A 24,968-nucleotide genomic window follows, 5' to 3' on the forward strand; every position below is an offset into this window, starting at 1 on the left:
GAAATCTGTCAATTTGTAAAAATAACTTCTCTGAAACGAATGCGTATTTGGCATGGGAATAGGAAACATTGAGATGAATAACTAAAGAGGAAAAAAGCTGCCTTAGATATTAAGCTATAACAACATACCAACAACATTTTAACAACAAATTATAAATTAATCAGTATATAACCGTAAAAGGTGTATTGGTTTGAAATATTAGAACCTATGATTTATACGTATTTTAACAATTATATAGAGGGATATTTAAGCAATTCTGTTACGGGTGGCATGATGTAAGTCGTCTCTGACCCTCGAGCCTCAAGAGTTTGAAGATGCCAAAATTGTTTTCGGTAACATTTTGAAATCATTTAATAAACATCCTTCATTCCATCTATGTGTGAAGGATGTTTTTCTACTATCCCAATCTTTCATGATTTGTTCCAGTATTACATGGTAACAAAAAGCTTTAAAATATCCATCATCACCTCTAAGCCCTTCATTCCACAATCTAGCACTTTTGCTCAATTGGTTAAGTGAAAACTGCAACCGTTAATTGAATATTGTTATGTCATTCATTCACGACTACCAAATCAAATGAATCTTGAGAACGTAGAACAGAAAAATAATAGTCCTCTACCGGGTCCCATCGTAAATGCCATTCTTTATCTTCAGTTCCCTCTCTAAGATTATGTCTCTTATGTCGAATTTCAGGAGCTAGATCTACTAAAACTGTAAGATTAGTCAATTGGGATAACCAATGTGAGCTGTATATACCATCAAGAATGATTACCTTTGAAGGTTCCAACACTACCACTTCAGATGACAATCCATTCATAGTTGAAAATGAAAAAGGATGATATTCTGCTTTTTCGCCCGCAAGTAAAGGCAGCAATGCTTCAGCACGTACCCTTTCCCAGTCAATACATAGACGGCACTTCTTTTCAACTGAATAAATATCCCATTCATGATCAGGTATTTCTACTGCGAAGAAATCATCGCAATGAATAATTGTTGCTTTTACAGATGAAGCTACTTCAAATGCTAACGTAGATTTTCCTGAACCACTCCCGCCATCGAAAGACACCACCAAAGGAAGATTACGATCTTTTAGACCTTGTTTAATAGTAAGGACGATAGATTGTACAGAATCCTTCAAGTTGTTTAATGAATGATTGTTTTTCAAATTAGCCCCTCCAAGCGAAGGACGCATAAATATGGTCAACAGGAGATATAAATGTTCCCATCAAAAGAGAAAGGTACACAAAGGCACTTATACTCTAACTAGGGTTATTGAGCCAAAAATGCAGTCCTTGAATGATTATAGATAGTTAAATAAACCCTCTTAAAGAGAGTGAAAATAGCCTATTCAATTCCTAATCATTACAAGCTCGTCCACATCTAGGATCCTTATCCCCTTTCAATATCCCCGATTTAATTTATTTTAACAAGGGAGAGGGATCTTTACAAAAAAGTATTAGGGTTCAACTACTTATTATTCCTTATTAATCATGCATATTTGCCCCCGTGGGGGATGGATATCCATGATTATTTTTAAATGTATATATTGTGGAAAAGAAGATGAGGTTCCAGATTAAATGGTAGAGGAGTTTCATTTCGATTAGAACAAAATGAAGAGGAGGACGTAGTCTGTCCTTTTTTTAATGGAACAATACGACAGGAGAGTAAAAACCCAAGTGAATAAATCATCACTTGGGTCGTGATTAAGTCGCGTCAGCGATTCTGTTCGTCTCGTTAAAAGTTTACTTGGAAATATCTTCAATAAGTGAAAACATAAATCTTATATCGGAATGATGATAATTTAAAAGGTTTTCTTTGGTTTTTATGATTTTAATAGTAGGTAGTACACCGCCGACTTGGTTTTTATCAGGTTCTATCAGAATTTTATCATTTATATCTAATGGGCGCCCGAATGGAAAAGTAAATGATAATCCTTCCGGAAGCAGGACCTGTTTTTGTCCATAGCCGAATGCGCCATAAGTTTCATCAAAGCCTACGATCTCTGTATTCGGTCTAGATTTAAGAATATGAACAAAACCTTCAGCCGAACTAAATGTTGAATTGTTTATCCATATAAATAACCTTCCACTATATTGAACTTTGTTTGGTTCAATTGTTACTACATGCTCTTTTGCACTTTCAAACTTGTTTGTTTTTTCGTCATATACTGCTATTTTCTCAAAAAATGTGGATTGTTTTAAAAACCTTCCAAGGACATCAGCAGTTAGTTTATCGTATCCACCATTATTATCTCTGACATCAATGTGAAGAGTCTTAATATTTTTAGTGTTTATACTCCGAATGACTTTTTCAACTTCCTTTTCAGGATGTAAACAACTAATAGTCGGTATAAATTCGTGAATCTTTATATATGCTGTATTCGGAAATATTTTATATTCTACTGGACAAGCAGGTTTATTAGTAGTTGCTGCATTATTATTTGCACTAACTAGAGTAATCGTACTCAATTCATTATTTGGTTTTGTAAAGGTAACTTTGGCTGTATCTCCTACAGAACTTCTTGTAAGAAGATTTAATTTAGCATACATCATGTTTGTAGTAGTTGACGGGACCCTATTACTGAAAATAGTAGAAACCGAATCCAAAGCTTCAACAATGGGCTTATTTTTCCATTCGCTAATAGTAGAACCTACAGGTATTTCGTCTATTGAACTCTCAATAACAATTATTTCGTTATTTATTGTTTTATCAAGCTTTATTCCAAAACTGCCACCCGCATTCCTATTATATATCTCATTCAAAGTATGATCGCCATTAAAAAACACATGACCGTCTTTGAACTCATGTAAAAACTCAGTAATTGTTTGATAATAGCCGCTTTTATCGTTGCGTTTTTGTGCTTCCTCAATTTTGGGTAGGTAGATTCTTTCAAGTCGATCATAATCCAACTGTTTTCTTTCACTAAAAGGATATTCTTTTTTTAGTAATTCATTAACTTTTAGGAATGATGTTAACCAATCCTGGCTCTCATAATTGATGATTCGTTCGTTTTCGGTTATCCAAACTATTTTTGTATTTGGAAGCACTGTGTTTATTTGGAAATAAAGGTAGCTTGTGAAAATAATAATTGTGAAAGATATTAAGGAAGTTATTCGATGGCTTTTCATTCGTTTTTTATTTTTATACTCAAATGTTTCAAAAATAATATTAACAAGCAGTATGAAATAAAAACTAACCCAAATGGAAGTAAATACATATCTAGTTTCAGAAAAGAAACCATTGTCTATTAACCATTTTTTATCTATAAAATGGTGTAAAATTAATAATATGAGGCTTATAAACAAAAGTGCATTTTTTATTAAAGGTTTAGTTTTTGCCCAACAAGTTAAATTGTAAACTAGAAAAAAACATATAAATATAGGAAATAACAAAGACAAGCATGAACACCCCTTCGCAGTAGGATATGGACCATTTTCGATCTTTCCTTCAAAAATATAAATATTTCAATCACCTATTATATTTCCATGTGCCCATGCATTTGATGAACTTCCTTGTGGATGTAGAAAGAGGCTGGTATCGTTTTCTTAATTATAAAAAAATTCAGCGCCTTATCTTTATAGCACAAAAAAACTGACTAGTCATCCTTTATTTTTCAACCTTTCTAAATAAAATTACTAGTTAGGTTACGATAAAAGAAATGGTAATAAAATTAACGGGTCAAAGCTATCATTACATTCGTCTAATCTTTTGAAGGGAGGGGCAGCGTTGTTTATTCAAGAAAGTGATGATTTGGAAATAGCTAAGGATGTCCTATTACATAAGTTGATGCTGAAGTATGGATCAGAGTTAAAACGGATCGCCTATTTGTATGTAAACGATCAGGTTGAATGTGAAGATATTATTCAGGAAGTTTTTATATCTTGTTACGAAAACTTGGCCAAGTTTCGGCATGAAGCTAGTTATAAGACTTGGCTGATTCGAATCACAATCAACAAATGTAAAGATTATCGTAAGCGATGGAGTTTTAAGAATCTTATTTATAAACCAAAAACTTATTCATTGAATACAAGTCAATCATCAGAAAATGTGTATTTTCAGCAACAACATTCTAGTGAAATAATAGAACAAATTGCTAGCCTTTCAGGGAAATACAAAGAAGTTATTATTCTTTATTATTATCAGGAAATGAATATGAGGGAAATAAGCGATGTCCTAAATATTAGTATAAATACGGTTAAATCAAGACTATTGCGCGGAAAAGAAGTGCTCCAAAATAAACTTGAAATGGGGAGAAAACTTGGATAACTTTGATAAGAAGATATCAGATAAAGTAAAAAGTTATTTGAATGAAAATGTTGAATTCTCGACGGAAGAAAGCGAAAGAATTCATCTAAGAATTCAACAAGGTTATTACAAATCAAAAAAGTTTAATTCATTATATTGGACAGTTTTGGCTTCGGCTGCGACTATTTTACTCATATTAAGCTTATCTTTTCTAAAAGGTCCAACTGTTGGTCTAGAAAACAAGCATGCTTTAGAAGGTTCTGGTAATGAGAATATCACTTTACCTAAGGGTGAAAAATTATCGGTAGACATGTCTGACATTGAACAAATGAATATTGGTTCCGAAATGCCCAGACTTTTATATGCGGATAACAACATAGTGGTTATGCAGGGGACATTTGGAGTAGTGGTATACAATATGCAGGATTCGATAGTTACAAATCGAATTTCATATGAGCAAATTAAGTCATATGGAATTCCAGCGATGATGGCAACTGTATCGGAAGATGGCAAAACAATTTTTATTGGAAATGATGATATGAATAATGAATTTATATATACCGATCAATACAATATAAATACGAAAGTAATCAAAAAAACTACACGACAACCATCAAGCTTATATAGTCCTGTAAATATCGAAACACCTGGTTACAATGAGCAATACGATAAATATTTCGATTTACTATATCTCACAGGTGACAATATTGTAGAATTGGATAATTCGTTTATCTATCTACGCTCTTCAGACTGGAATATGAAAAACCTACAAATCGTTATATGCCAGTATGAAGATGGTGAGAGCGTAGTTTTTGATGTGTTCAAATGAGAATTATTGCCATAGCGAAACCGTGAAAAATGAGAATAAGAAATAAAGGAGAAAATGTTAGTGAAATAAGAATCATTGAGATAGTTCCTAGATTTCGAAAAAAAGACAATAAAGCAAAGCAACTTTTGGCAACAACATATCAGCTACAATCATATATGAAACAGGATAAATTGGTAGAAGTAATCTTATTATAAGAAGTTACAAATACATTATTTATCAGTGATTATATTACTTTATAAAAATGTATGGAAGTGAATATGTTAGGGTGCATGATGTAAGTCGTTCTCTGAACCTTTTAAGCGAGGATGCCAACCTGTTTTTGGCAGCATTGTGATAACATTAAAAAACATCCTTTACTCAATCTATGGGTGAAGGATGTTTTTCTGCTATTAGGTTTGAAGTACTTAATTCATAATAGGGCGTCTCTTTCTCATACTAGCTTGGTAATGTGCAAGTATATTCTCTTAGTAATCTCATCATTAGCATGCCCTAATCTTCCATGATTCGCTTCAGTTTCACACCGCTTCTGCCAACAAAGATATATATATAGGAATAAGTCAGATCGACTAAATTATCCAAGGAAACAAAATTGTATAAAAATAAGACCTTAGAGGTGTTTTCCGATAATGTCATTTTGGGTTATATCGAATAGTTCAACCACTTTCCAAGAGAACCACCCATCTTTTCATAAAATCTTTGGGCACGGTAATTATCAGTTGCGGTTACCCAGGACATACTTGCATATCCATTTTCTTTTGTAAACGTCTCGCAACTTTTAAACAATTCTTGGGCTACTCCTGTCCCTCTAAAGTTTTCTACCACAAATAAATCATTCATAACTGTTATTTTATCTGCTTTCGTTGTACTAAAACTAAAATATAATGTGGCAAAGCCAATAAGATTACCATCTTGTTCAGCAACAAATTGAATACCTTTGTTCTTTTCAATTAATGTTTCAATTAAATTATGTATCTTTTCAATCGGTGGTTTAGGTCTTTTATAAAAATCTACGATATATTGATACATTAAATCGGTTAAATTGTTTAAATCATAGTGTTCTACAGTTCTAATTATCATATTGTTCCCTCTCTTCTTTTTATAATATTTATTGTATAAATTAATAATGAGATGAAATATAATACAATACGGTCGATTAGTTTATTTTTTTATTGAACTAACTCGTCCTTAAATGGAATAACTAAAATATGTACTCCATCCTAAAATTACTTAATTATTGTTCAAATACGCACCAGTTACTCACTTATGCTTTTTAAATCAAATGTATATCCTTCAAAGAATATTTATGTTCCCCCTAAATGTAGCTCTTAATCATTGGAGTCGGGAGATATCACATCCCACTTTCCAAATAACGTCAAACCAGCAGCTTTAGCTAGAGACACAGATTCCTGGTTATCAAGCTGACATCGGTACTGGGGTTCGTATCCATGAATACAGGCGTATTTGCAGATTGAACGTACCACTTTGCGGGCGTGCCCTTTTCCTCTAAAAGGAGCCAGAGTCAATACACCAAGATCCGCAATTTGTGCATTCCCCTAGGGATACATGCTTGCGGCGCTGACCAAGCGGTCTTGTTCAAAAGAGCCGAACACCGCCCAGTGATCCAATTCCACATAAGCATTATCCAAGTCTTGTTCTGAGGCAGAGGATTGGAATTCGGAGAAAACAGCATCATCTTTCTCTGTTAATTGTTGCAACCCACTCTCCATATTCTCTTGTAGCAATGCGTTTTTATCGGTTTCGGAAAAGTAAAAAAGATAATCTGCCCCATGCAGTATGATTCCCTCTACATTCAATTTTTGCAGGAAGGTCCTCTTAGACAGATATTTAAGTTGATACAAGCCTAATTTATCTGCCATAGCAGGCGTCAGGACCGCCATAACCTTTCCGTCTGAAGTTTCTAGCATCATGACCCGTCTGTCTATGCTCAGATTAGGATTGATGGCAGCAGTAAAAACCTCATCACTATAGAGGACGTCTCCGTTCAAGAATTGCCCCCACCAAAAGTTAGTTATCGTTTGTGAAAATAAAGACATACTTCTTACCTCCCGTAATAGTATTTTGTTTAAAAATACTATCAAAGCTTTGGATACTCTGTGTTTTTTATGAAGTGCGACTCCATTAAATGGCCCGTTGGTGGTAAAATCTTATATTAATTTTAACATAAGAAATCTCTTCAAAATTACATGGAGAAAAGAGTTTAACTTTTTTCCATATGGTACGACTTAATTCAAAGCTACAAGCATTTTAGTGTAAAAAATGCTAACATAAAGTATTTTTACGATGGCTTCTCATAAGTTCATTGAACTTGTGGGGGGTTCTTTTTTATTTCTACGTTACGTGGAGAAAATAATTTTTAGAAATTTGGGATATCCTGCTGAAAATGCGGATATCCTTTCAAAAATAGTTACGACCCCTGTTGTGGGTGATATTATTATGAATACTTTATTAGCAACATCCCTTGGGAAAAACATGGGGAAAGTATCAACAAGGCAAACCTTTTCACCGGAAGAACCACCTGATGGCTATGAGGAAAAGCTTCTTGCCATGTGGAGAAGACCGGGGCAATTTAAAGCAAACAGAGAGGATATTCTTGCGTTCCCAAAAACCTCTAAAGATCCCAGCCCGCATTATCCTAAAATAAAACAACCAACTATTATTGTAGTAGGAGACAAGGACCCATTTCGTACTATCTCAATGGGGGAAAGGCTTCATCGGGACCTTTCTAATTCAATGGTTTTAAAGTTACCTAATGTAGGGCACATGATTCCAGAAAACCATCCAGAGAAAGTATTCGATGCTATAGAACTCTTAAAAACTTTTTAATCGAGTGCTAACACTTTGCTAACGCCACCCCCTAAAAAAAACAGTATATATAAATCAGAGATTTTGTTTACGATTGATTCTTCACTGTTTCTCAGAATATCTTCAGAAGAAGGGTACTCCAAAGGAGTAGAAGAGACACCACCGAATACAAGTCACCAAAAACTCCTTTTTATAGAACAACTCACAAAGTAGATATTCATCAATGGCATCTGTTTTTACTTTTCTTTAACTTGATCCTCTAGCCTTATATGAATTTAATGGATTTATGATAATCAATAAATATCCTCGATCTTATTCAAAGAATTATAGCAGAACATTTTGGTGGCATATATGATTGGCTCGCTTGTACCTAGTAAGTTTATAATGCAACTTAAATTTAAACAGGATTTTTTAATAGTAATGAAGAAGTTATTATTAAAAAATAATTAAAAGAATTGGATCCATTAGGAGGAGAACAATGAAAATTTCAGGTGTCATTACACAATTACGAACCACTGACCTCGAAAGTTCCATACGCTTCTACACTAAGCAGATGGGTATGGAACTCGCATTCCGCCATCAGAATTTCTATGCTGGCATTCGTGCAGGCAATCAGATCTTCCACCTCAAGCAAGTAGATGTGCAGGACCCGTCCATCGCTTATATCAGTCAGTGTGAGCACTTCCATCTCTACCTGGAAACTGACGATGCAACTTCCTTGTCCAAGGTATTAAAGGACAATGGGGTGAATCTGGTAAAGGATTTGCACGAGACATCCTGGAGCACGAGGGAATTTGTGATTGAGGACGACCAAGGACACACGCTGTACTTCGGCGAAGCGATATAGGGTAAGTGAATTTACACTTGTGAGGCTCATATATGGTAATAAAACAGAATGGGGTGGCTCACTTTTGAAGTGATCGCTGTGGCTCAAATTTTTCTGGTAAGTTTTTATTGTTAAAGGTCTTCCATCAGGATACTGAACTGATGGAGGACTTTTTCATTTTTTCCGAACTAACGGAGGTTTAAAAATATAAAGGTATTATTTTTGTTTTATTTTTGACGGAGAAAAAGGAAGTGAACTTAATGGGTCTCAGAGAATAAAAATAAGCATGCGAAATAACCTTTCGTTATATATAATTTGGTTATCACAGGAACATTGGGGGAAACAAACTTGGAGCATTTAGTAGAAAAACAATTCACTTCTGAAATCATGAATAAAATCTTGAGTACCTTTCATTTAGACACTAAATTTAAAAAGCTCGGTGATTTTGAGAACTATGCTTTTGAAGTTTATCATGAGGGAGAAGCAAAAATATTAAGGGTTACGCATAGCTCACATCGTAAGCAAAAGGAATTAGAATCGGAGTTGGATTGGATTCAATATTTACATGATTGTGGAATCAGTATTCCAGCGGTGTTTCTATCTTCGAACGGAAATACAGTGGAGGCATTTCAGGCAGAGGATTCCGTTTTCTATGCCTCTTTGTTTGAAAAAGCACCGGGAAATCCTGTGAAGCTAGTTGATTTTGATGAGAAGCTTTTCCATATTTGGGGAAAGGTGATTGGGAAAATGCATCATTTTACAAAAAACTATCAACTAGGAGAGAACATACAACCACGTTATCAATGGTATGAAAATGATTTATTGCGTTTAGAATATTACTATTCTGAGTCTGACCAGGAAGCCTTGAAAGCAGCTCGTAATGTCGTGGGAGAAATCGAGAAATTGCCAAAAATGAAAGATTTTTATGGACTTATCCATACAGATATCCATGCTGGAAACTTTTTCTATGATGGAGATTCAATTCATATTTTCGATTTTGATGATGCAAGCTATCACTTTTTTGCATCGGATATTGCCATTCCGCTTTATTATTCTCTCATTAGTAAGCATTTATATGGAACTAGAGAGGAGCGCAATGAATTTGCAAGAGAGTTCATGCAAGCTTTTCTGGAAGGATATCGTGAGGAAAATGAGCTTTCACAAGAATGTATCGAAACGATTCCATTGTTTTTGAAGCTAAGGGATGTTGAGTTATATTCTGTTTTTAGTAAAAAAGTGCCTGCTGAGGAACGAACAGAACGAATTCAGCATTGGATTGCTGAAATCAAGGAACGTATTGAAAAAAATGAGGCGATTGTAGATCCTGATTTGATTAGTAACCTGATATAGGACGACTAAGTCGACACGTTTACCCAACAACCCTAAGAAATATCATATTATAATAAAACTCTACTTTTTCATGATAAAAGAAGAGTTTTTTGCTTTATGATTATTTGAATTATTAATAGACGGAATCTTTTAGAAAGGTTCTACTACCTTAAGCAGAGGATGAACGTTACAAAGAAAGGAGAACGCAAGGAAAGCCGCTTAAAAGAAATACCATTTCCCGAAAAATATTAAAGATCCTATTCAACACTAAAATTGGTTCTTTTATTTTGCCTTCAAAATGATGATTTCTGGGTAATCGGAAAATAAAGTTTAAGTGTTTTTATCAACTTCATAACTTATGTTCTAGCTTAATAACTAATTAAAGTTGTATTGGTCCTCCTTCTACTGCGTCATTACATCGTCCACAATCGGGATCATCACAATGAGTTATTTGTGGGTTCTCTTTTATTGCTTGTTGTGCCACATCTAGCAGTGGTTCCACTTCTAAAATCCGCCAAGAGCTTTTACCAACTTTTACATCCTTGGTAATGTCTGAAAGAATTTGATTGAATTTATGAAAACCTTCAGAACATCCCCCGACTTCAACCATTATTGTGGAACCATTAGAATCTTTTGCCCATCTCCGAAACAATTCTCTGCCAGCCATTTCCTCAGCAAGATGAAGCAAAGTTAAGCTTTCTAATCCCACTCCCATGAGTATAGCACTACCATTTAATTCAACGAGTTTCTTAAGTGGTCCATAAACATTTGTAGGATGCTGTTCAGATATTAACTCTTCTGCAAGAGGACCAATGGCTGTAAAAGAGTTTATAGGATGATTGCCTCGTATACGACCTTTCATATTTAGGATCGTTTCTGGGATAACACCCATGTCTTCATCTATTAAATTAGTATCAGTAGTAAATATTTTAGTATCTGAATTATTAATAAACGAACTATAGTCACCGCAACCATTACGTACTAATCTTTGATTCTCAGGGGGAGCTGCGTAAAAATCATAAGAAAATGTTGGAACTAATATTGTGCAGTCTAGGTCTAGAAAGGAATTAATAATCGTTTCTGCTCCCCCTTCAACCCATCCAAAAGAACGTAACGATGTATGTAGACATACAGGTTTATTTGGATGTCCCAAATTAATTAAAGTGTCTGGAATAGTTTTATACATTGCAGCACTTACGCCTCCTAAAAAAGTATTATCACGACTAATGTTTGAACCGAGCTTTAATCAACTTGTTTCTTCGTTGAAGAACAAATGTATATTCGTTTCAATAACAAGTTTCGAATGATTAAGTTCGTCAAGTACGGCTTTTAGTGCAGCTGCATTATCGTGGATATCTGTTATTATACCAATTCGCATTTCTATCTCTCCTGAAATAAAAGTCCCTTTACTATAGCTGCATATGTTAGCAAATAAACAATGTGTAATGAATTACATATTCTTTAATAGAAAAGAAATTTCCTTCTCTTGTCGTTTGTCTATGGTTTTTATTAAACCTCCCGTTAATACAAGAAACACAGTTGGATTAACACAAATATAAGTATCTAAGGAAGGAAATGACATAGTGCATCTTGAAATTGAATGTTATGTAGGAAGTGGAAATGATGTTAAAAGAACAATACAAGAATTTGAGGTTAATAGGACAAAAAAATTAAAACTTGTAAAAAGGTGGTATGATAACGTGTCTAGTCCTAAACACACTCTTTCTGCTGGAGCGGTTGTCTTTAATGATGAAGGAAAAATCTTACTTATTCGAGGTCCTCGTAGGGGATGGGAATTCCCAGGTGGAATAATTGAATTAGGGGAAACCATTCAAGATGGAATTATCAGAGAAGTAAAAGAAGAAACAGGGATAGATATAGAGATAATCAAGTTCTGTGGGATTTATCACAATTTAACATCAAGTGTTTGTGCGACTTGTTGGCAAGGAAAAGTAATAGGTGGGGAATTACAAACCAGTAGTGAAAGTCTAGAGGTAGGTTTCTTTTCCATTGAAGAGGCCTTGCAAATGGTCACATGGTCAAACTTTAAAGAACGAATAATAAAAATAGTAGATGAGGGAGAACATCCTTTTTGTATCTCGTTTTAACAGATCTTATTCAACTATACAGCAGGTTAATACGATAATGTATCGCTGGTTTGGAGAAACTACTTCTGAAATTCGAGTTAACGTGGAGGTAGTGAATTGGGATTTTTAACTTGTTTGTTCATCATTCAAAACCTGTTATATAGTTACCCCATAGTAAGTACTGCTAAGGAAATTAAGTATAATCACAACAGCAAAACTATATCTGAAATAAAGAAGGAAGTTGATTTTACTGTTTTAACCCCAAAAAGGATTCCAGATGATTGGACATTAGATACCAAAACATCTCCTTGGCTAATGCTACATTATATGGACAGTAACGATACCAAGTTGATGGTTGCTATTCATTTGAGAAAAGGGTTTCCATTATCTGACGAGGATTTTCCTTATAGGCAGAAAGTTGATATCAACGGAAACAAAGGATATTTTCAGGAATGGGAAGATAATGGCGAAGTTGATGAAAATGGGAATATCATTACTGGAGGCTTATTGAATTGGGTACAAAACGGTACCTATGTACAGATGAATAGTTCTATATTAACAAAAGCACAAATGATAGATATTGCCCGGTCAATGAATTAATCCAAGTTAAAATTGTAAGGTAAGTTTGTGGGAAAATGGACTTACACTAACGGAAGCGTTACTGGAAAAAGAGTAATGCTTTTTTTAGTAAAAAGATAGTTAACGAAAGAAGGTATATTTGTAATGATTTAAGAAATAAACAAGTATCATAATTCTAAAACTGGGAGTGTAATGTATTGAACTGTTGACATAAAGAGCGACACAAATACAACGAATAAGTGCTAGAATTTTTTGGTTTTAGGGGGATGTTTAACTGGAGAATTTAGATGGTTAAAGAGCGCCTGGCTAAAGCGCTCTTCGTGAGGTAAGTAGTATATTTTTGGATAGTTTTGGTACGTCCTTAGCTTTAATAGTTATTATGCACAAACGCTGTACCAACAATGATTAACAAAATGAACAGTACAACGATCAACGCAAAATTGAATCCCATACCGCCACCATAGCCACCACCATAGCCACCGTAACCTCCGCAGCCTCTCATAATATCACATCCTTTTATATTAATCGCCATTCGAAAGGATACTTCAGTATATGTGAATTGAAGATAAAAGAGTCAGTGAAATGCGGACAAGGCGAAAAATGGTTATTTATTAGAAATGGTGACGGATGAGACAAAAAAAGCGAAGAAAGTAAAGGTGATAGAAATGAAGAGAGATGTACTTGATATTTTTTAGGAAAATTGGGATGGAGATGGTTTTAAGTGAAGTAATAAATTTTTTAGATGTAGATGAATTTTTAAATCAAGCTAGTAATGATGTTGATAAAACAAGTAATTATGTCGTGCCATTAATTAAAGAAACATTAACGACAATAAAAATCGTGGTTAATGATGATGGAGAATGGTATGGGGAAGCAGTGGCGAAAAGTGAAGGATTTGAAGGTTGTACTCTAACAGTTTACAAGGTTGATTTGGATTACGAAGCCCCAAAGTTAAGTCGCACTGCAAACAAAGTGTATATTATAAGCTATTCCTTGTTAACTAAAGGAATAAGTAAGGTGAAGTTGTGGAGAAATGCACTTAAACTATCGGGGGCGTTAATTGAAGAAGGATATTTCTGTTTTAAGCGAAATAGAAATTCAAACAAACCTTTCACGAATACAGGTATTTTAAATAACAGGAACATAGGAGGTATGAGTTATGAAGATCAATAGAATAGATCATGTGAGTATAAACGTAAATGATCTTTCAAAGGCTAAAGCGTTTTTTCTTGATTTAGGACTTGAAGTCCAAGCGGAATGGGAATTGGATGGAGAACAGTTGGACAGAATAGTTGGGCTTAATGATGTTAAAACGGCATGTGTAGGATTGGGGATGCCAGATGGTCAGACATGGATAGAGTTAGTCAAATATTATACGCCGTCAGATGAAAAAGATATTCAGCAACCTTTTGCAAATACGCTGGGTATCCGACATATTTGCTTTGCTGTTGAAGATATTGAAGCTATTGTTGCAAAATTGAAAGAGAAGGGCACGGAAATCTTTAGTGAGATAGAGCAATATGAAGAAAGTTATAAGTTATGCTACGTTCGTGGTCCAGAGGGAATTATTTTAGAGTTGGCGGAGAAAATCAGATAAATATTGAATGGGACTTTAAATGATTTAGATCTCTAACTTTAAAGATTTCTACTTAAACTAACCTGTGCATGAGTTAGGAAGAGTAGATTACGACCTTTTATTTTTATTGGACTAACGGAGCAGGTTCAATAAGAAATCACAAAAGTAATGAGCATTTATTTTAAAATAGATTAAACGGGGGTTTATATGCGAAAAGTTTATCTAGATAGAACAGAATTAATTGGAGCCGTGGGTGTAAATATAGAAGATACTGAAGTTATACTAGCAGGGACAACAATTTTTCCTATGAGTGCTCACTATAAAAATGAAGAGTATCAAAAATGTGCTAGCGATTATGATATTCAATTTATCTTTGACGATGATATTCCACATTTAGAGTTTTTTACGGTTCCACATGTAGATATTATGGCAAAAGATAGTAAAGGTGGATTTATCGGAACTGTTTATCAACAGTGTGATTCGGAAAGTGACGCACCAATTTGTTATATCAATAGGGATTTAGAGTGCTTTATAATTTCTGAAAACGAAAAAGACTTTCTGAGTAATATAGGAACGTGGCAAGACAACATGAAACCCTATGATAAAATTACCGTTTATAGTTCGAAAGCAGAAGCAGAAACTGAACTAGAATTTATCGATTTGTCTATCTGATAGTCCTCCATTATTATAAATTCATATTGAACTAACGGGTGCAAGAGTTAAAGATCAGAGCTGTCACAAGAACATCTTTTTCTTGTTGTATTAACTATGTAGTATGGTTTAAGTTAAACTATTCACGAACCCTTAGTAAATGGCTGTTAGAATTTTCTATTAAGTGAAACTTCAAAAAATAGCTCATTGTTATAAAAGAGCAAAATTAAGGCACCTTAGTTATCACACCAAGATACCTTACTACTGTCTGTAAGTATTGAATTTTCTGATGATAAAAAGTTCTAATTAGATAATCAACAGAAGTAAGGAAAATATCGCTGAATAGGCTAAAAATTTTTATTCTCCTCTATAGCTATAACCTCCTTTGCTGTTTCTATGAAAGATAATATGATTGGTGAAAGCCACTTGTCTTTATGACATGCCATATGTTTATCTACGTGCAAGTCTGGAACTTGCCGGGGAAGGATGTATAGGTATAGAAATTATCAATTCTAAAGAATGTGTAATTAGACATATTGCTGTATCTTCAGAACAAAGAGGCAAAGGTTTTGGTAGCAAAATGATTAACTTCTTATCTGAACAATATCCATTCATTAGTGCTGAAACGGATAAAGATGCAGTGGACTTTTATCGAAAATATGGCTTCATAATAACAAACTTGGGTGAAAAGGATCCAGGCGTTGAACGATTTTTATGTGAATATAGAAAAGAATTGAAGGGAAGATCGAAATAGGTGCTCTGTTATTAAATTGATGTATGATTTCGCCGTATGTTTAGTAAGCTTAATGAATTACTTTGCCCACACAAGCTGTATATAAACTGATATTAATTGCTTTTTGTATTACCTAGTTTACATAAAGAAGGGATTCAAAGAGAAAACAGAATATTCAAGATAACCTTGTGTCTGGAGGGATTAAAAAGAAATGGTAATCCAAAAGTATTGTATGATGTGATGAAACATCCAGAATGGATACCTCCCCATAGCGACAAATGGTATTCTCAACTAGGTGTAAAATGCAATTATCCATGGAAATTCCTATTCGAAGAACCTACAGCATCTATGATGTTAGTGGAAAAGATTAAATCGTATTTAAATGACAATTTTCGTATTCTTGATGTTGGATGTGGACACGGTGAATTTACAAATCAATGGGATTAGCTAATTAATTATCATCACTTAGTAACTGCTAGAATTAAATAACTTTCCCTAATAAATCTGTTTCCTTCTATAAAGGGATAACGGAAAGTTATTCTATCGGCAGGGGGTTCCGCATGTATCGATATGTCCTTGTATGTCGATGGGAAGCTATTAGGGGAAAAAAGAGCTATGGAAGCAGCCAATCTTATGGAGTATGAGTGGAAGAAATGAATGAGTTTTTTAAAAGACTGTTCAGCAGCCTTTTTTAATAGGGAACGATTTCCAGATTGTATTAGGTATTTATTTTTACGGTTTGAGTTTTACATCTATACTGCTATAAATAAGGGGGAAATTCGATATTATGACTCAAGTTGTTTTGATTAGACATGGGATAACTGACTGGAATACTGAAAGAAGAGCACAAGGACAGAGTGACATACCACTAAATGAAGAGGGACGTAAACAAGCCCGTGCATTGGCAAATCGATTGAATAGTGAGAAATGGGATCTGATTTTTTCCAGTGATCTTTCAAGAGCTAAAGAAACGGCAGAAATTCTGGCTCAAACACTTGGATTGAACGTTCAAACAGATCACAGATTAAGAGAAATGCATAAAGGTGAAACAGAAGGAACCACTCTTGAAGAGAGAATAAATAGATGGGGGAGTGAGTGGGAAAGTTTATCCCTGGGAATTGAAGATGATAAATCGATAACCCTTAGAGGAACTTCATTTCTAACAGAAATTATGAATAAATTTAAAGGCAAAAGAATATTGGTTGTTAGTCATGGAGCTTTAATCGGCAATACATTAAAGAAATTAATCCCTTCTACAAATATTGTGTTTTTTCATAATACATCCATGACAACAATAAATTTCAATGGTTCAGATTGGAAATGTGAACTTTTCAACTGCGCAAAACACCTAGCAAATGAATAAAGAGATACTTTCAGTCAATTCATAGAAGTTGATAGGTGAATAAATCTATTAAAAGTAATGGGTGCCCTCCTTCAAGATGGAGATGCACTTTTTTCTAGTTTATGAGAGTCGTTTTTTACTAAAGTGGCGGAACAAATTGACCGTTTATGCAATGATTTCTTTACTTGTTCCTATTGCCCTTCTTTATCATATAGTAACTATAAATTATAAAGTATCTATTGTTCATTTAATTATCGCAAGAAAATTTCAGTAATTGAAATAAAATAATGGACATCATATACTTTTTTTGTAAGACTTTTCTCAATGGATAGCGGTTAAAAAATTGAAAGGATCAAATTAGAACATTCTTGGAGGTTCTATGAATATGGCAGTTGGTTGATATATGATCGATGTTTTAGTCAATCTGTGAAATGAAAATACATTTAAAAAGGAAGGTTTACTATGATAGATGTAAAAGGAAAATGGGCACTGATTACTGGTGCAAGTAGAGGTGTGGGTTATCAAACAGCTCTTTTTATGGCAAAACAAGGTTGTAACCTTATTTTACATAGTAGAAGTCTAGAACATACAAAAAAAGTGTTGGAAGAGGTAAAGGCACTTGGTGTTGAAGCTTATACAGTTCAAGCGGAGCTTGCTAATCATGATGAAGTGGTTGCAATGCTTGATGAAATTGAAGCGAAAGGGACAGCTGTTGATATTGTTTTCAATAATGCTGCTGTACAAATAGCCTACCGAAAAGATTACTGGAAAACGCCAATTGAAGATTTTGAAATGAGCTTCCGAATTAATTTTATTTCTATTGTTACAATCTGTAATCGATTAATTCCAAAGATGATTGAACGTGGCTTTGGTCGTGTGATCAACACAACAAGTGGAATAAAAAATGAACCGGAGCAATCAGCTTATGCGGCAAGTAAGGCAGCACTTGATAAATTCACAAAAGATTTAGCATCAAGACTGGAAGGAACGAATGTGATGATTAATATCACGGATCCGAATTGGTGTAAAACAGATTTAGGAGGCTCACAAGCACCTAATTCTGTAGAAAGCGCTGTTCCTGGCGTTGCAGTCGGTGCTTTTGTAGATGATAAGAAGAGCGGAAGGTTTTTCCACGCTTCGAATTTTTATGGTTTGTCACTTGTAGAAGCGGTGGAAAAAGCAGAAAAGATAGAAGCAAATCCTTACACAATTTAACTTGATAAATATGATTATATGAGACCATAAAGAGTTTAACTTTTTATGGTCTCTCTGCATCTGAAATAAAAAAAGTAAAAACACGTTTATCTTGAAGATTTAGATTCTCTATTAAACAATTTACTCCATATAGTAAATTATTTCTTATTAAAATGTTAATAGGGCAGTTAGTTATAACAAGAATAGTCATATAGTAGGTGAAATAGTGGTTAAAGTTTTTGGGGAGAAGATAGATGGATATGATTATCCAATAAGAAAAGGGGTTTATGCTATTTGTTTTAATTCTACAATGGATAAAGTTTTAACTGTACGAAATTCCAAAGGTGATTATTTTTTACCGGGTGGCGGAATTGAAAACGGCGAAGATAATGTAAGTTGCTTAGAAAGAGAGATGTTAGAAGAAACGGGATTTAAGATAGCGATAGGTCCTTATATTGGTAACGCTATGAAATATTTCAAATCAACCAAAGATGAGCCACTACTTAATAATGGATATTTTTATTTAATTGTATTGTCGGACAAGGTTCAGGAACCGATAGAAGAAGACCACTACATTAGTTGGATTGATATGGTGAATGCTGAACAACTTCTAATCCATGAACACCATTATTGGGCGATAAAAGAAGGGTTACGCAAATAAATATAACGTATTCAAGTATCGGGGTGAATTTCTTCAAGAAGGAGAATTGCTCTTTTTTGTTGAAAAGAAGCTTAAGAAGATTATAAAAAATGCGTATGAATATATGTCTGGGGGGAATTGAATGTTCATTGTAAATGTAGAAGGTGCAATTCATCGAAATAACAAATGGCTTCTGATCCTTAGAAGTGAAAAAGAGGAACACGCAGGAGGCTCTCTTTCTCTTGTTGGTGGGAAGTGTGAAATTGAAGGGAATTCTTCTGATATTTTAGAAAGAACTCTGAAAAGAGAAATATTTGAAGAAGTAGGGATCGAAGTGACAGATCTAAGATATGTAAATAGCTCTTCTTTTGTTACTGATTCGGGGCTTCATGTTATTGACATAGTTTTTATATGTCGTCATAAATCCGGTGAACCATTTGCTAAAAGCTCGGAAGAAGTTGATGATGTCATATGGATGACAACAAAAGAGATATTATCACACGATGGATTGCCCGCATATTTAAAAGAAAATATAAAACTTGGTGAGAAACTATTATAATAATCTCGTTGCTGCAATAACGAAGAACGGCTTTTTCCCCATTGAAGCAACGAAGGATAAATGTCAAACTACGTCAAAATTAATGTAAGATAAGAGATTTAAGCTAATGAGATTTCGGAGGAAGATTTCTAATGAATATAACATTATCAATTGTTCCTTATGAGGATAAAGTGGTTCTTTCTAATTTAATTCAATTATATCGTTATGACAGTAGTGAATTTGATGGTTACATATTAGGTCAGCACGGTCTATATTTGTATAAGTACCTTGATCATCAATGGACAGAAGATCATCGTCGTCCATTGATAGTTAAAGTTGACGGAGAAATTGCGGGTTTCGCATTAATTTCCCTTGATATACCAAGAGACTTCACAAAACTAAGTAACGCTGAAAAAACAAACGTGATAAGTGACTTTTTCATAATGCGAAAGTTTCGACGTAAAGGTATTGGCAGGCAAGTTGCCTTTTCTATATTTGAACAGTTTAAGGGGGTATGGGAAGTGAGGCAAACTTATGAAAATAAACCTGCTTATACTTTTTGGAAAAAAGTAATTTCAGAGTTTACGAAAGACTCTTCATATCAAGAAGAGATGTTAGAAAATGAACTGTGGCATGGACCAGTTATGGTTTTTCAATCAAATTAAAGTTATAAATGCAATGAGAAATGGGAGTTAGTTCACTGGAGCGGTAATGCAAGAAGGATTATCGCTTATTTTTGTTGAAGATATTGTACGAACGGGGAAGGTTTATAAAAGAAGTGTTGAAATCATTTATTTACATTACATAAGGGGAAAGGATATATCTATATGAAAGGTATTAGAAAATCGAAAGTTATTATCTTATCATTTTCGTTTTTATTAATAAGTACCATATTATTAGGGTGCAATAATAGTGATGATTTACAACTTAAGCCAACTTCGACAGATGAAGTTGATATCGATGTAAAAAATATGGAAGTAAATATTTCAGAATACATAAATGAAATAGATTCGCTGCAAAGGCAAACAGAATTTTTGAATGAGCAAAATCAATATTTAGTGGATGTTATTAAAAAAGTATCAGAAGATTTTTCGGATGAAGAAATGTTGGAGTTTTCCCGAAGTCAATTTATATATGATTTACAAGTTAATGGTGAATCTATTCCCAAAAATGGAGAGATGTCTATTGCTTCAGGCAATATGGAAATCTTATTATCGGAAAGAAGTATGGGGTACGATTTTTTACAACCTGATTGGTTAGAAAAGGGAAAAGTTAATGGGAACTATATTGACCATATATTAAATTTTGATACTACAGATTGGACAGCAGCTGGAAGAGATGGCACTGTCAGTACAGCCCAAGGTTATGAAACAACAAATGTCAAAGCAGGAGAACGGATTTCCTTTAATATTACGGATGAATTGAAAGAACGATTAAACCTTGATACAAATTTAATACAGATTGAAGTTAACTAAGATCCGTTTTATATAATAGGAATAGTTGAGGATTTTATTCAGATAATCTTTATTGTGACAGAATGTACTTAAAGTAAAGGGATGCGTTAATCGACTATGATTAATCGGAAATGCTTAATGACAATTGTAGTGCAATTTTGTTTATGCATACAGCATACTATGTAGCTTGGTTCCCAAGTGGAATTTATGGTGCTTGTTCAACAGATGCTAGACCTTTACAATGACTGCTGCAGCTGTTACCGAGCAACAGAAGGCGTAAAAAAGGTTAAAGAAAAGAGATTTATTTCATAGAACTTAATGTTAAGGCTACTCTAATGAGTGGCTTTTTTCTTTTTAACTGAAAAATGAAACCTAAGCTTGATTCAGTCGTCTTAGCAGTAAGTGAGAAATGGGGTGGTATAAGTTTGAGTAAAGTAATTAGCAAAGATAATATATTTCCAGAAAATAAAGATGTATGGTTTGAAGGGATTATGAGTGAATATGGAGATAGGTTAACTAAGCTTGCCTATAACTATACAAAGGATTGGAATCTTGCAGAGGATATAGTACAGGATGTATTCATTGCTTGTTATAAAGAATATGAGAACATCGATAAAATTATATCATTTAAAGCTTGGATATTTAGGATCACGATAAACAAGTGTAAAGATTTATTAAAGAGTTCGCTTTTTAAAAGAGTTGTTACGAATTCTAACTTGCTTACATTTACAAAATCATCGGAATTACCACCGGAAATGGTTCTAATAAAGAATAGTGAGGAAGAATATTTATCTACTTGTGTGTTAGAACTGCCAATTAAATATCGTGAAGTTATTACTCTATATTATTATGAAGAATTATCAATTGAAGAGATTAGTGAAATCCTGAAGATAAATAAAAATACGATAAAAACTAGAATGAGCAGGGCAAGGGTGAAATTGAAAATATTACTAGAAAGGTGGCGATAAAATGGAGAAAGAACTTAGGAACTTGCGAAAAGCAATGAATTCTTCCACTCACAAAGGGGTACGTTTTACAGAAATACAGAGAGAAAAGATTTGGGCCGGTGTACGACAGGAAAAAATAACTGTGCATAGAAAGCCAAAGTTATATATTTACTTAATCTCCTCTGCGGCAGTATTTTTATTTGTCCTGCTATTCTCTTCTGAATTAACACTATACTTATCCTCAAAAGATGGCGGAAAGCAAGGGACAAACGAGGATATTAAAAGTGAATGGGAGATTAGAAAGGTATACAAAAGAAATGGCAAGATACTATTTACTGTCCTCCCACATACTTATCTGTCAGCTGGAAAGCCTTTAAGCTATTTGTTTAGTTTTAAGGAACCTTTTGATGCCTATAAGGGAAAATATATAGAAATATACGCGATCCATAAGGAGACAGGTGAGCGTTTTAATGTATTAACTTCAGAAAAGATTTCCGAACCTTCCCCCGGTTATTCGAGTTTGGATAGTTTTACTACCACTTTAACTTTACCAAAAGGTGGAATTTGGAAATACCAGGTTTATTTAAATAATAAATTGTATGGTGATGTTGTATTAAGTGTTGAGGAAGAAACATTTTTACCAATAAATATACCTAATTTTGTCCAAAAAAGTGACTTTGAAAAGATTGACTGGAACCAAAAAGCTGTCTATATAGATCACAATATCTTAGGTAATGAAAATAAATCGGGAGTTATTGGCGCCGATATGCCAAGCGTAAACATCAACCAAAAGTGGATGTGGCATCTTTGGTGGACAGAAAGTCCAAAAGAAAAGATGCTAACTGTCGTTGGTTTTCATAAAGAAACTGGAACTGTCCATCAGATTCTTACAACAGATTGGTCTATAGGTCTTGGTGGAACGAATAATGGAGCAGATGCTCATATACCATCAAGCGTAAATTTTCCAGTGGCAGGAGAATGGGCGATATTACTTTATGTTGATGGAAAGTTATTCGATATATTGGCTTATAACATAGTGGAATAGAAATATTTTATTGCCAAAAAGGAGTGGAATTATGGAGACGGAAAGACCAGCAACAGCAAGGGGGTTCTTTGAATTCAAAAAACCAACCCTTTCCCAATTAACCCAATTATATTAATCTTATTGAATAAGGTTATTTTTTTCAATCTAAGAATTAATTGAGGGGATGGGGCAATGTCTGAAACAGATAAAAAAGAATTGAAATATTATGTTGGGGAAAAATCAGATTTGTATTTTCGAAGATGGGAAACAGAATTGGGAGAAGTTTCAAAGACTAGTTGGAACTTCTCAGCATTCTTTTTAACGGTTTTTTGGGCAGCTTATCGCAAAATGTATGGGTTGGCTATTGGTATATTAATAGCGTTTTTCATTATTGATATTATCGCAAGTAGTACAGGAATGAATGATGTTTTATATGTACTTATTGTATGGGGAACAGTAGGATTATTTCTGGGCTTGTTTGGAAATTACCTTTATTACAAACATGCAAAAAAGAAAATTAGAAAACTTAATAGAAATTCGCAAAATTTTTGGGATGAAATTGATCGTGTAGGCGGAACGAGTTTCAAAGGGGTACTAATTGGAATCGTTTTATATATGGCATATGGCTTCCTTGCAAGCACATTACTCTATTAGTAGGGGAAACCCTTCTCAGACTGTAGATAAACCCGAAGAATTCGAGTTTGTCTACTGTCTTTTTTCTTTTTACAATATTAATAAGTATAAAATGGGGTGATGGAACCTTTCTAACTACCAACAGTTTCACTAAAAAGCATGTCCTATTAGTCTGATTTTTGCCGATTCTGCAAGGGTGATAGTTTGTGAAGTGGCCGAAACTCGAAGTCGTTCCTTGGTAAACGAAACATCATTAGGATAATGTAATCAAGTTTGTCAAAGTTTGCACTTAAACTAAAGGGGGCAATACTTCAACAACGGAGGGCGCTTTTTCTTATTGAAGTAACGAGGCAGGTTAATCGAACAAGGAAATTTATGGGGAGTCGTTAAAAATTAAAATACAGTCTACTAGTTGTTATTAAGATTATGTAATGAAACTTTAGGAGTGAGTACGAATGCGTGAAAATGAAAAAGTATATCCTAATTGCCCAATTATTACGAGGACAGTAGAGGTTAGTGGACTTACAAAATCGCAGCTTATGCTGAAAATGAAACAATACTCTATCTTGATGAATGAGTCTGGAGAAAAGTTATTAAATGATAATAAATTTACCACATCTGAAACAAAGTACAGTATACAGACGGTTGAAATAACTGTTGGCGATCTTGGCTTTCCTGCCGGAGCTACTACGGCTCAGCTCTTTAAAAGAGCGAGTGACCTTGGTTTGGAATTGTGTCCTCTTGAGCTGGGACCCTACCTTAGACTGCAGTTTCTGGATCAACCCGAAGGTTATTTTGGGAAGCCTATAAGGCAACATCAGGCTCCATTTGGTTCCATCACAATAGCATCAGAAATACTAACTGAAGACTATGATTTTCCAAAAGGGTTTTACCTTAGACGAATTAACGGCGAATTATGGCTACGAGGGTACCACGCCGATCATTTGTATGTTTGGAACCCCGATGACTATTTTATCTTTTGCAAATAAAAATGACTTGAAAATGGTAATTTGTAATTTATCCTTTTTTAGAGAATGTATCACCCGCTTTTCTTTAACTAAAGCAGGCGTTTCTGCAAATGGATAATGCTAAATAGATAAATGGTGGCTACAATGAGGATCACCGTATTTTTAGTTCGGAGTATGAAGCTTAAGAATGGACAGATGCTTTATATCGGGATTTTGTTGCTTATTTAGATAATCAAATTAATGTAGGATATGCAACACCTGATGAAAAGTAATAAAATATTTAGCATCCATTTTTCCTTAATGGGCTGATTATAACAATTTGCAAGTCGATATCTGTACAGAAAAAACAAAAATACAGATCTATAAAATTTGGACACAATAGAACAAGGAAAGGCTGTGAAGAAATGTACTTTAACTAAATGGTGCGATAGTCGTGCGAAATGTTTCTGGCTTAAGTTGAGATTGGTAACAATACTTAGGTAAAGGTCAGACAGTTCCTGTCGGAACTGAAGGGTTATATCGAAGAGCCAAATGAAGGGGTAACGCCCTG

General features: G+C 34.2%; 28 protein-coding genes and 2 pseudogenes. 21 read left to right on the plus strand and 9 right to left on the minus strand.

Annotated features, from left to right (window positions below):
• Positions 1–550: 550 nt before the first annotated feature.
• Both NQ185_RS18515 and NQ185_RS18520 read right to left on the minus strand, forming a co-directional pair.
• A complete protein-coding gene (locus tag NQ185_RS18515) occupies positions 551–1,165 on the minus strand; it encodes a uridine kinase family protein (protein WP_257583533.1) in 615 nt (204 codons plus the stop codon).
• 577 nt (positions 1,166–1,742) lie between these two features.
• The gene (locus NQ185_RS18520) at positions 1,743–3,398 is read right to left on the minus strand and encodes a S41 family peptidase (RefSeq protein ID WP_257583535.1); all 1,656 of its coding nucleotides are present in this window, start codon (positions 3,396–3,398) and stop codon (positions 1,743–1,745) included.
• Between the two features lie 328 nt (positions 3,399–3,726).
• On the opposite strand from NQ185_RS18520, the gene NQ185_RS18525 reads away from it, so the two are divergent.
• On the plus strand, positions 3,727–4,266 hold the full coding sequence (locus tag NQ185_RS18525) for a sigma-70 family RNA polymerase sigma factor (protein ID WP_257583537.1): 540 nt from the start codon (positions 3,727–3,729) through the stop codon (positions 4,264–4,266).
• Positions 4,259–5,074, plus strand: a complete 816-nt coding sequence (locus tag NQ185_RS18530) for a hypothetical protein (RefSeq protein WP_257583538.1) — start codon at positions 4,259–4,261, stop codon at positions 5,072–5,074. Before NQ185_RS18525 ends, NQ185_RS18530 begins: the two co-directional genes overlap by 8 nt.
• Before the next feature lie 639 nt (positions 5,075–5,713).
• Here the strand turns inward: NQ185_RS18530 and NQ185_RS18535 are convergent.
• Positions 5,714–6,151 carry a GNAT family N-acetyltransferase gene (locus NQ185_RS18535; RefSeq protein WP_257583540.1) on the minus strand — a complete coding sequence of 146 codons (438 nt, stop codon included), beginning with the start codon at positions 6,149–6,151 and terminating at the stop codon, positions 5,714–5,716.
• 476 nt (positions 6,152–6,627) lie between these two features.
• The gene (locus tag NQ185_RS18540) at positions 6,628–7,128 is read right to left on the minus strand and encodes a hypothetical protein (protein WP_257583541.1); all 501 of its coding nucleotides are present in this window, start codon (positions 7,126–7,128) and stop codon (positions 6,628–6,630) included.
• Between the two features lie 400 nt (positions 7,129–7,528).
• Here NQ185_RS18540 and NQ185_RS18545 point away from each other — a divergent pair, with 400 nt between their 5' ends.
• Positions 7,529–7,918 (plus strand): alpha/beta fold hydrolase, encoded by a 390-nt coding sequence (locus NQ185_RS18545; protein ID WP_257583542.1) that lies wholly within the window; start codon positions 7,529–7,531, stop codon positions 7,916–7,918.
• 53 nt (positions 7,919–7,971) lie between these two features.
• On the opposite strand, the pseudogene NQ185_RS18550 reads toward NQ185_RS18545, so the two are convergent.
• Positions 7,972–8,200, minus strand: a pseudogene (locus NQ185_RS18550) (IS110 family transposase); the annotation flags it as partial.
• Between the two features lie 175 nt (positions 8,201–8,375).
• Here NQ185_RS18550 and NQ185_RS18555 point away from each other — a divergent pair.
• Together NQ185_RS18555 and NQ185_RS18560 are read left to right on the plus strand one after the other, a co-directional pair.
• Positions 8,376–8,744, plus strand: coding sequence for a VOC family protein (locus tag NQ185_RS18555; protein WP_257583543.1), 369 nt, complete (start codon positions 8,376–8,378; stop codon positions 8,742–8,744).
• Between the two features lie 327 nt (positions 8,745–9,071).
• Positions 9,072–10,073 carry a phosphotransferase enzyme family protein gene (locus NQ185_RS18560; protein ID WP_257583544.1) on the plus strand — a complete coding sequence of 334 codons (1,002 nt, stop codon included), beginning with the start codon at positions 9,072–9,074 and terminating at the stop codon, positions 10,071–10,073.
• Positions 10,074–10,431: 358 nt separating this feature from the next.
• Here the strand turns inward: NQ185_RS18560 and NQ185_RS18565 are convergent, their stop codons facing one another.
• Both NQ185_RS18565 and NQ185_RS18570 read right to left on the minus strand, forming a co-directional pair.
• The gene (locus NQ185_RS18565; RefSeq protein WP_257583545.1) at positions 10,432–11,238 is read right to left on the minus strand and encodes an AAC(3) family N-acetyltransferase; all 807 of its coding nucleotides are present in this window, start codon (positions 11,236–11,238) and stop codon (positions 10,432–10,434) included.
• Positions 11,239–11,298: 60 nt separating this feature from the next.
• Positions 11,299–11,430 (minus strand): metallophosphatase family protein, encoded by a 132-nt coding sequence (locus NQ185_RS18570; protein WP_257583546.1) that lies wholly within the window; start codon positions 11,428–11,430, stop codon positions 11,299–11,301.
• A gap of 322 nt (positions 11,431–11,752) precedes the next feature.
• Between NQ185_RS18570 and NQ185_RS18575 the strand changes: the two genes are divergently transcribed.
• Both NQ185_RS18575 and NQ185_RS18580 read left to right on the plus strand, forming a co-directional pair.
• A complete protein-coding gene (locus NQ185_RS18575; RefSeq protein WP_257583547.1) occupies positions 11,753–12,160 on the plus strand; it encodes an NUDIX hydrolase in 408 nt (135 codons plus the stop codon).
• Between the two features lie 96 nt (positions 12,161–12,256).
• Positions 12,257–12,739: a DUF4367 domain-containing protein gene (locus tag NQ185_RS18580; protein ID WP_257583549.1), complete on the plus strand. Its 483-nt coding sequence runs from the start codon at positions 12,257–12,259 to the stop codon at positions 12,737–12,739.
• Between the two features lie 346 nt (positions 12,740–13,085).
• Here the strand turns inward: NQ185_RS18580 and NQ185_RS18585 are convergent, their stop codons facing one another.
• Positions 13,086–13,220 (minus strand): YjcZ family sporulation protein, encoded by a 135-nt coding sequence (locus NQ185_RS18585; RefSeq protein WP_257583550.1) that lies wholly within the window; start codon positions 13,218–13,220, stop codon positions 13,086–13,088.
• 203 nt (positions 13,221–13,423) lie between these two features.
• On the opposite strand from NQ185_RS18585, the gene NQ185_RS18590 reads away from it, so the two are divergent.
• From NQ185_RS18590 to NQ185_RS18600, 3 genes are all read left to right on the plus strand, one after another.
• Complete coding sequence (locus NQ185_RS18590; RefSeq protein WP_257583551.1) at positions 13,424–13,891, plus strand: hypothetical protein; 468 nt, start codon at positions 13,424–13,426, stop codon at positions 13,889–13,891.
• Positions 13,878–14,315, plus strand: a complete 438-nt coding sequence (locus tag NQ185_RS18595) for a VOC family protein (RefSeq protein WP_257583552.1) — start codon at positions 13,878–13,880, stop codon at positions 14,313–14,315. The genes NQ185_RS18590 and NQ185_RS18595 overlap by 14 nt, the downstream gene beginning before the upstream one ends.
• Positions 14,316–14,501: 186 nt before the next feature.
• Positions 14,502–14,966: a hypothetical protein gene (locus tag NQ185_RS18600; protein WP_257583553.1), complete on the plus strand. Its 465-nt coding sequence runs from the start codon at positions 14,502–14,504 to the stop codon at positions 14,964–14,966.
• A gap of 326 nt (positions 14,967–15,292) precedes the next feature.
• Here the strand turns inward: NQ185_RS18600 and NQ185_RS18605 are convergent.
• Positions 15,293–15,439, minus strand: a pseudogene (locus NQ185_RS18605) (LysR family transcriptional regulator); the annotation flags it as partial.
• Here NQ185_RS18605 and NQ185_RS18610 point away from each other — a divergent pair.
• From NQ185_RS18610 to NQ185_RS18660, 11 genes are all read left to right on the plus strand, one after another.
• Positions 15,385–15,699 (plus strand): GNAT family N-acetyltransferase, encoded by a 315-nt coding sequence (locus tag NQ185_RS18610; protein ID WP_257583567.1) that lies wholly within the window; start codon positions 15,385–15,387, stop codon positions 15,697–15,699. The pseudogene NQ185_RS18605 and the gene NQ185_RS18610 overlap by 55 nt on opposite strands.
• Positions 15,700–16,465: 766 nt before the next feature.
• On the plus strand, positions 16,466–17,041 hold the full coding sequence (locus NQ185_RS18615; protein ID WP_257583554.1) for a histidine phosphatase family protein: 576 nt from the start codon (positions 16,466–16,468) through the stop codon (positions 17,039–17,041).
• Positions 17,042–17,482: 441 nt separating this feature from the next.
• A complete protein-coding gene (locus NQ185_RS18620) occupies positions 17,483–18,235 on the plus strand; it encodes an SDR family NAD(P)-dependent oxidoreductase (RefSeq protein WP_257583555.1) in 753 nt (250 codons plus the stop codon).
• 205 nt (positions 18,236–18,440) lie between these two features.
• On the plus strand, positions 18,441–18,875 hold the full coding sequence (locus NQ185_RS18625; protein ID WP_257583556.1) for an NUDIX hydrolase: 435 nt from the start codon (positions 18,441–18,443) through the stop codon (positions 18,873–18,875).
• 121 nt (positions 18,876–18,996) lie between these two features.
• On the plus strand, positions 18,997–19,413 hold the full coding sequence (locus NQ185_RS18630; RefSeq protein ID WP_257583557.1) for an NUDIX hydrolase: 417 nt from the start codon (positions 18,997–18,999) through the stop codon (positions 19,411–19,413).
• Between the two features lie 131 nt (positions 19,414–19,544).
• Complete coding sequence (locus NQ185_RS18635) at positions 19,545–20,057, plus strand: GNAT family N-acetyltransferase (RefSeq protein WP_257583559.1); 513 nt, start codon at positions 19,545–19,547, stop codon at positions 20,055–20,057.
• A 162-nt stretch (positions 20,058–20,219) separates the two neighbouring features.
• Positions 20,220–20,867, plus strand: coding sequence for a hypothetical protein (locus NQ185_RS18640; protein ID WP_257583560.1), 648 nt, complete (start codon positions 20,220–20,222; stop codon positions 20,865–20,867).
• 404 nt (positions 20,868–21,271) lie between these two features.
• Positions 21,272–21,814 carry a sigma-70 family RNA polymerase sigma factor gene (locus tag NQ185_RS18645; protein ID WP_257583561.1) on the plus strand — a complete coding sequence of 181 codons (543 nt, stop codon included), beginning with the start codon at positions 21,272–21,274 and terminating at the stop codon, positions 21,812–21,814.
• 1 nt (position 21,815) lies between these two features.
• A complete protein-coding gene (locus tag NQ185_RS18650) occupies positions 21,816–22,838 on the plus strand; it encodes a DUF4871 domain-containing protein (protein WP_257583562.1) in 1,023 nt (340 codons plus the stop codon).
• A gap of 171 nt (positions 22,839–23,009) precedes the next feature.
• The gene (locus NQ185_RS18655; protein WP_257583563.1) at positions 23,010–23,471 is read left to right on the plus strand and encodes a DUF2628 domain-containing protein; all 462 of its coding nucleotides are present in this window, start codon (positions 23,010–23,012) and stop codon (positions 23,469–23,471) included.
• 434 nt (positions 23,472–23,905) lie between these two features.
• Complete coding sequence (locus NQ185_RS18660; protein WP_257583564.1) at positions 23,906–24,439, plus strand: helicase; 534 nt, start codon at positions 23,906–23,908, stop codon at positions 24,437–24,439.
• Positions 24,440–24,968: the final 529 nt, after the last annotated feature.

The organism is Lederbergia panacisoli (assembly GCF_024626525.1).
Taxonomy (GTDB): Bacteria; Bacillota; Bacilli; order Bacillales; family Bacillaceae_C; genus Lederbergia; species Lederbergia panacisoli.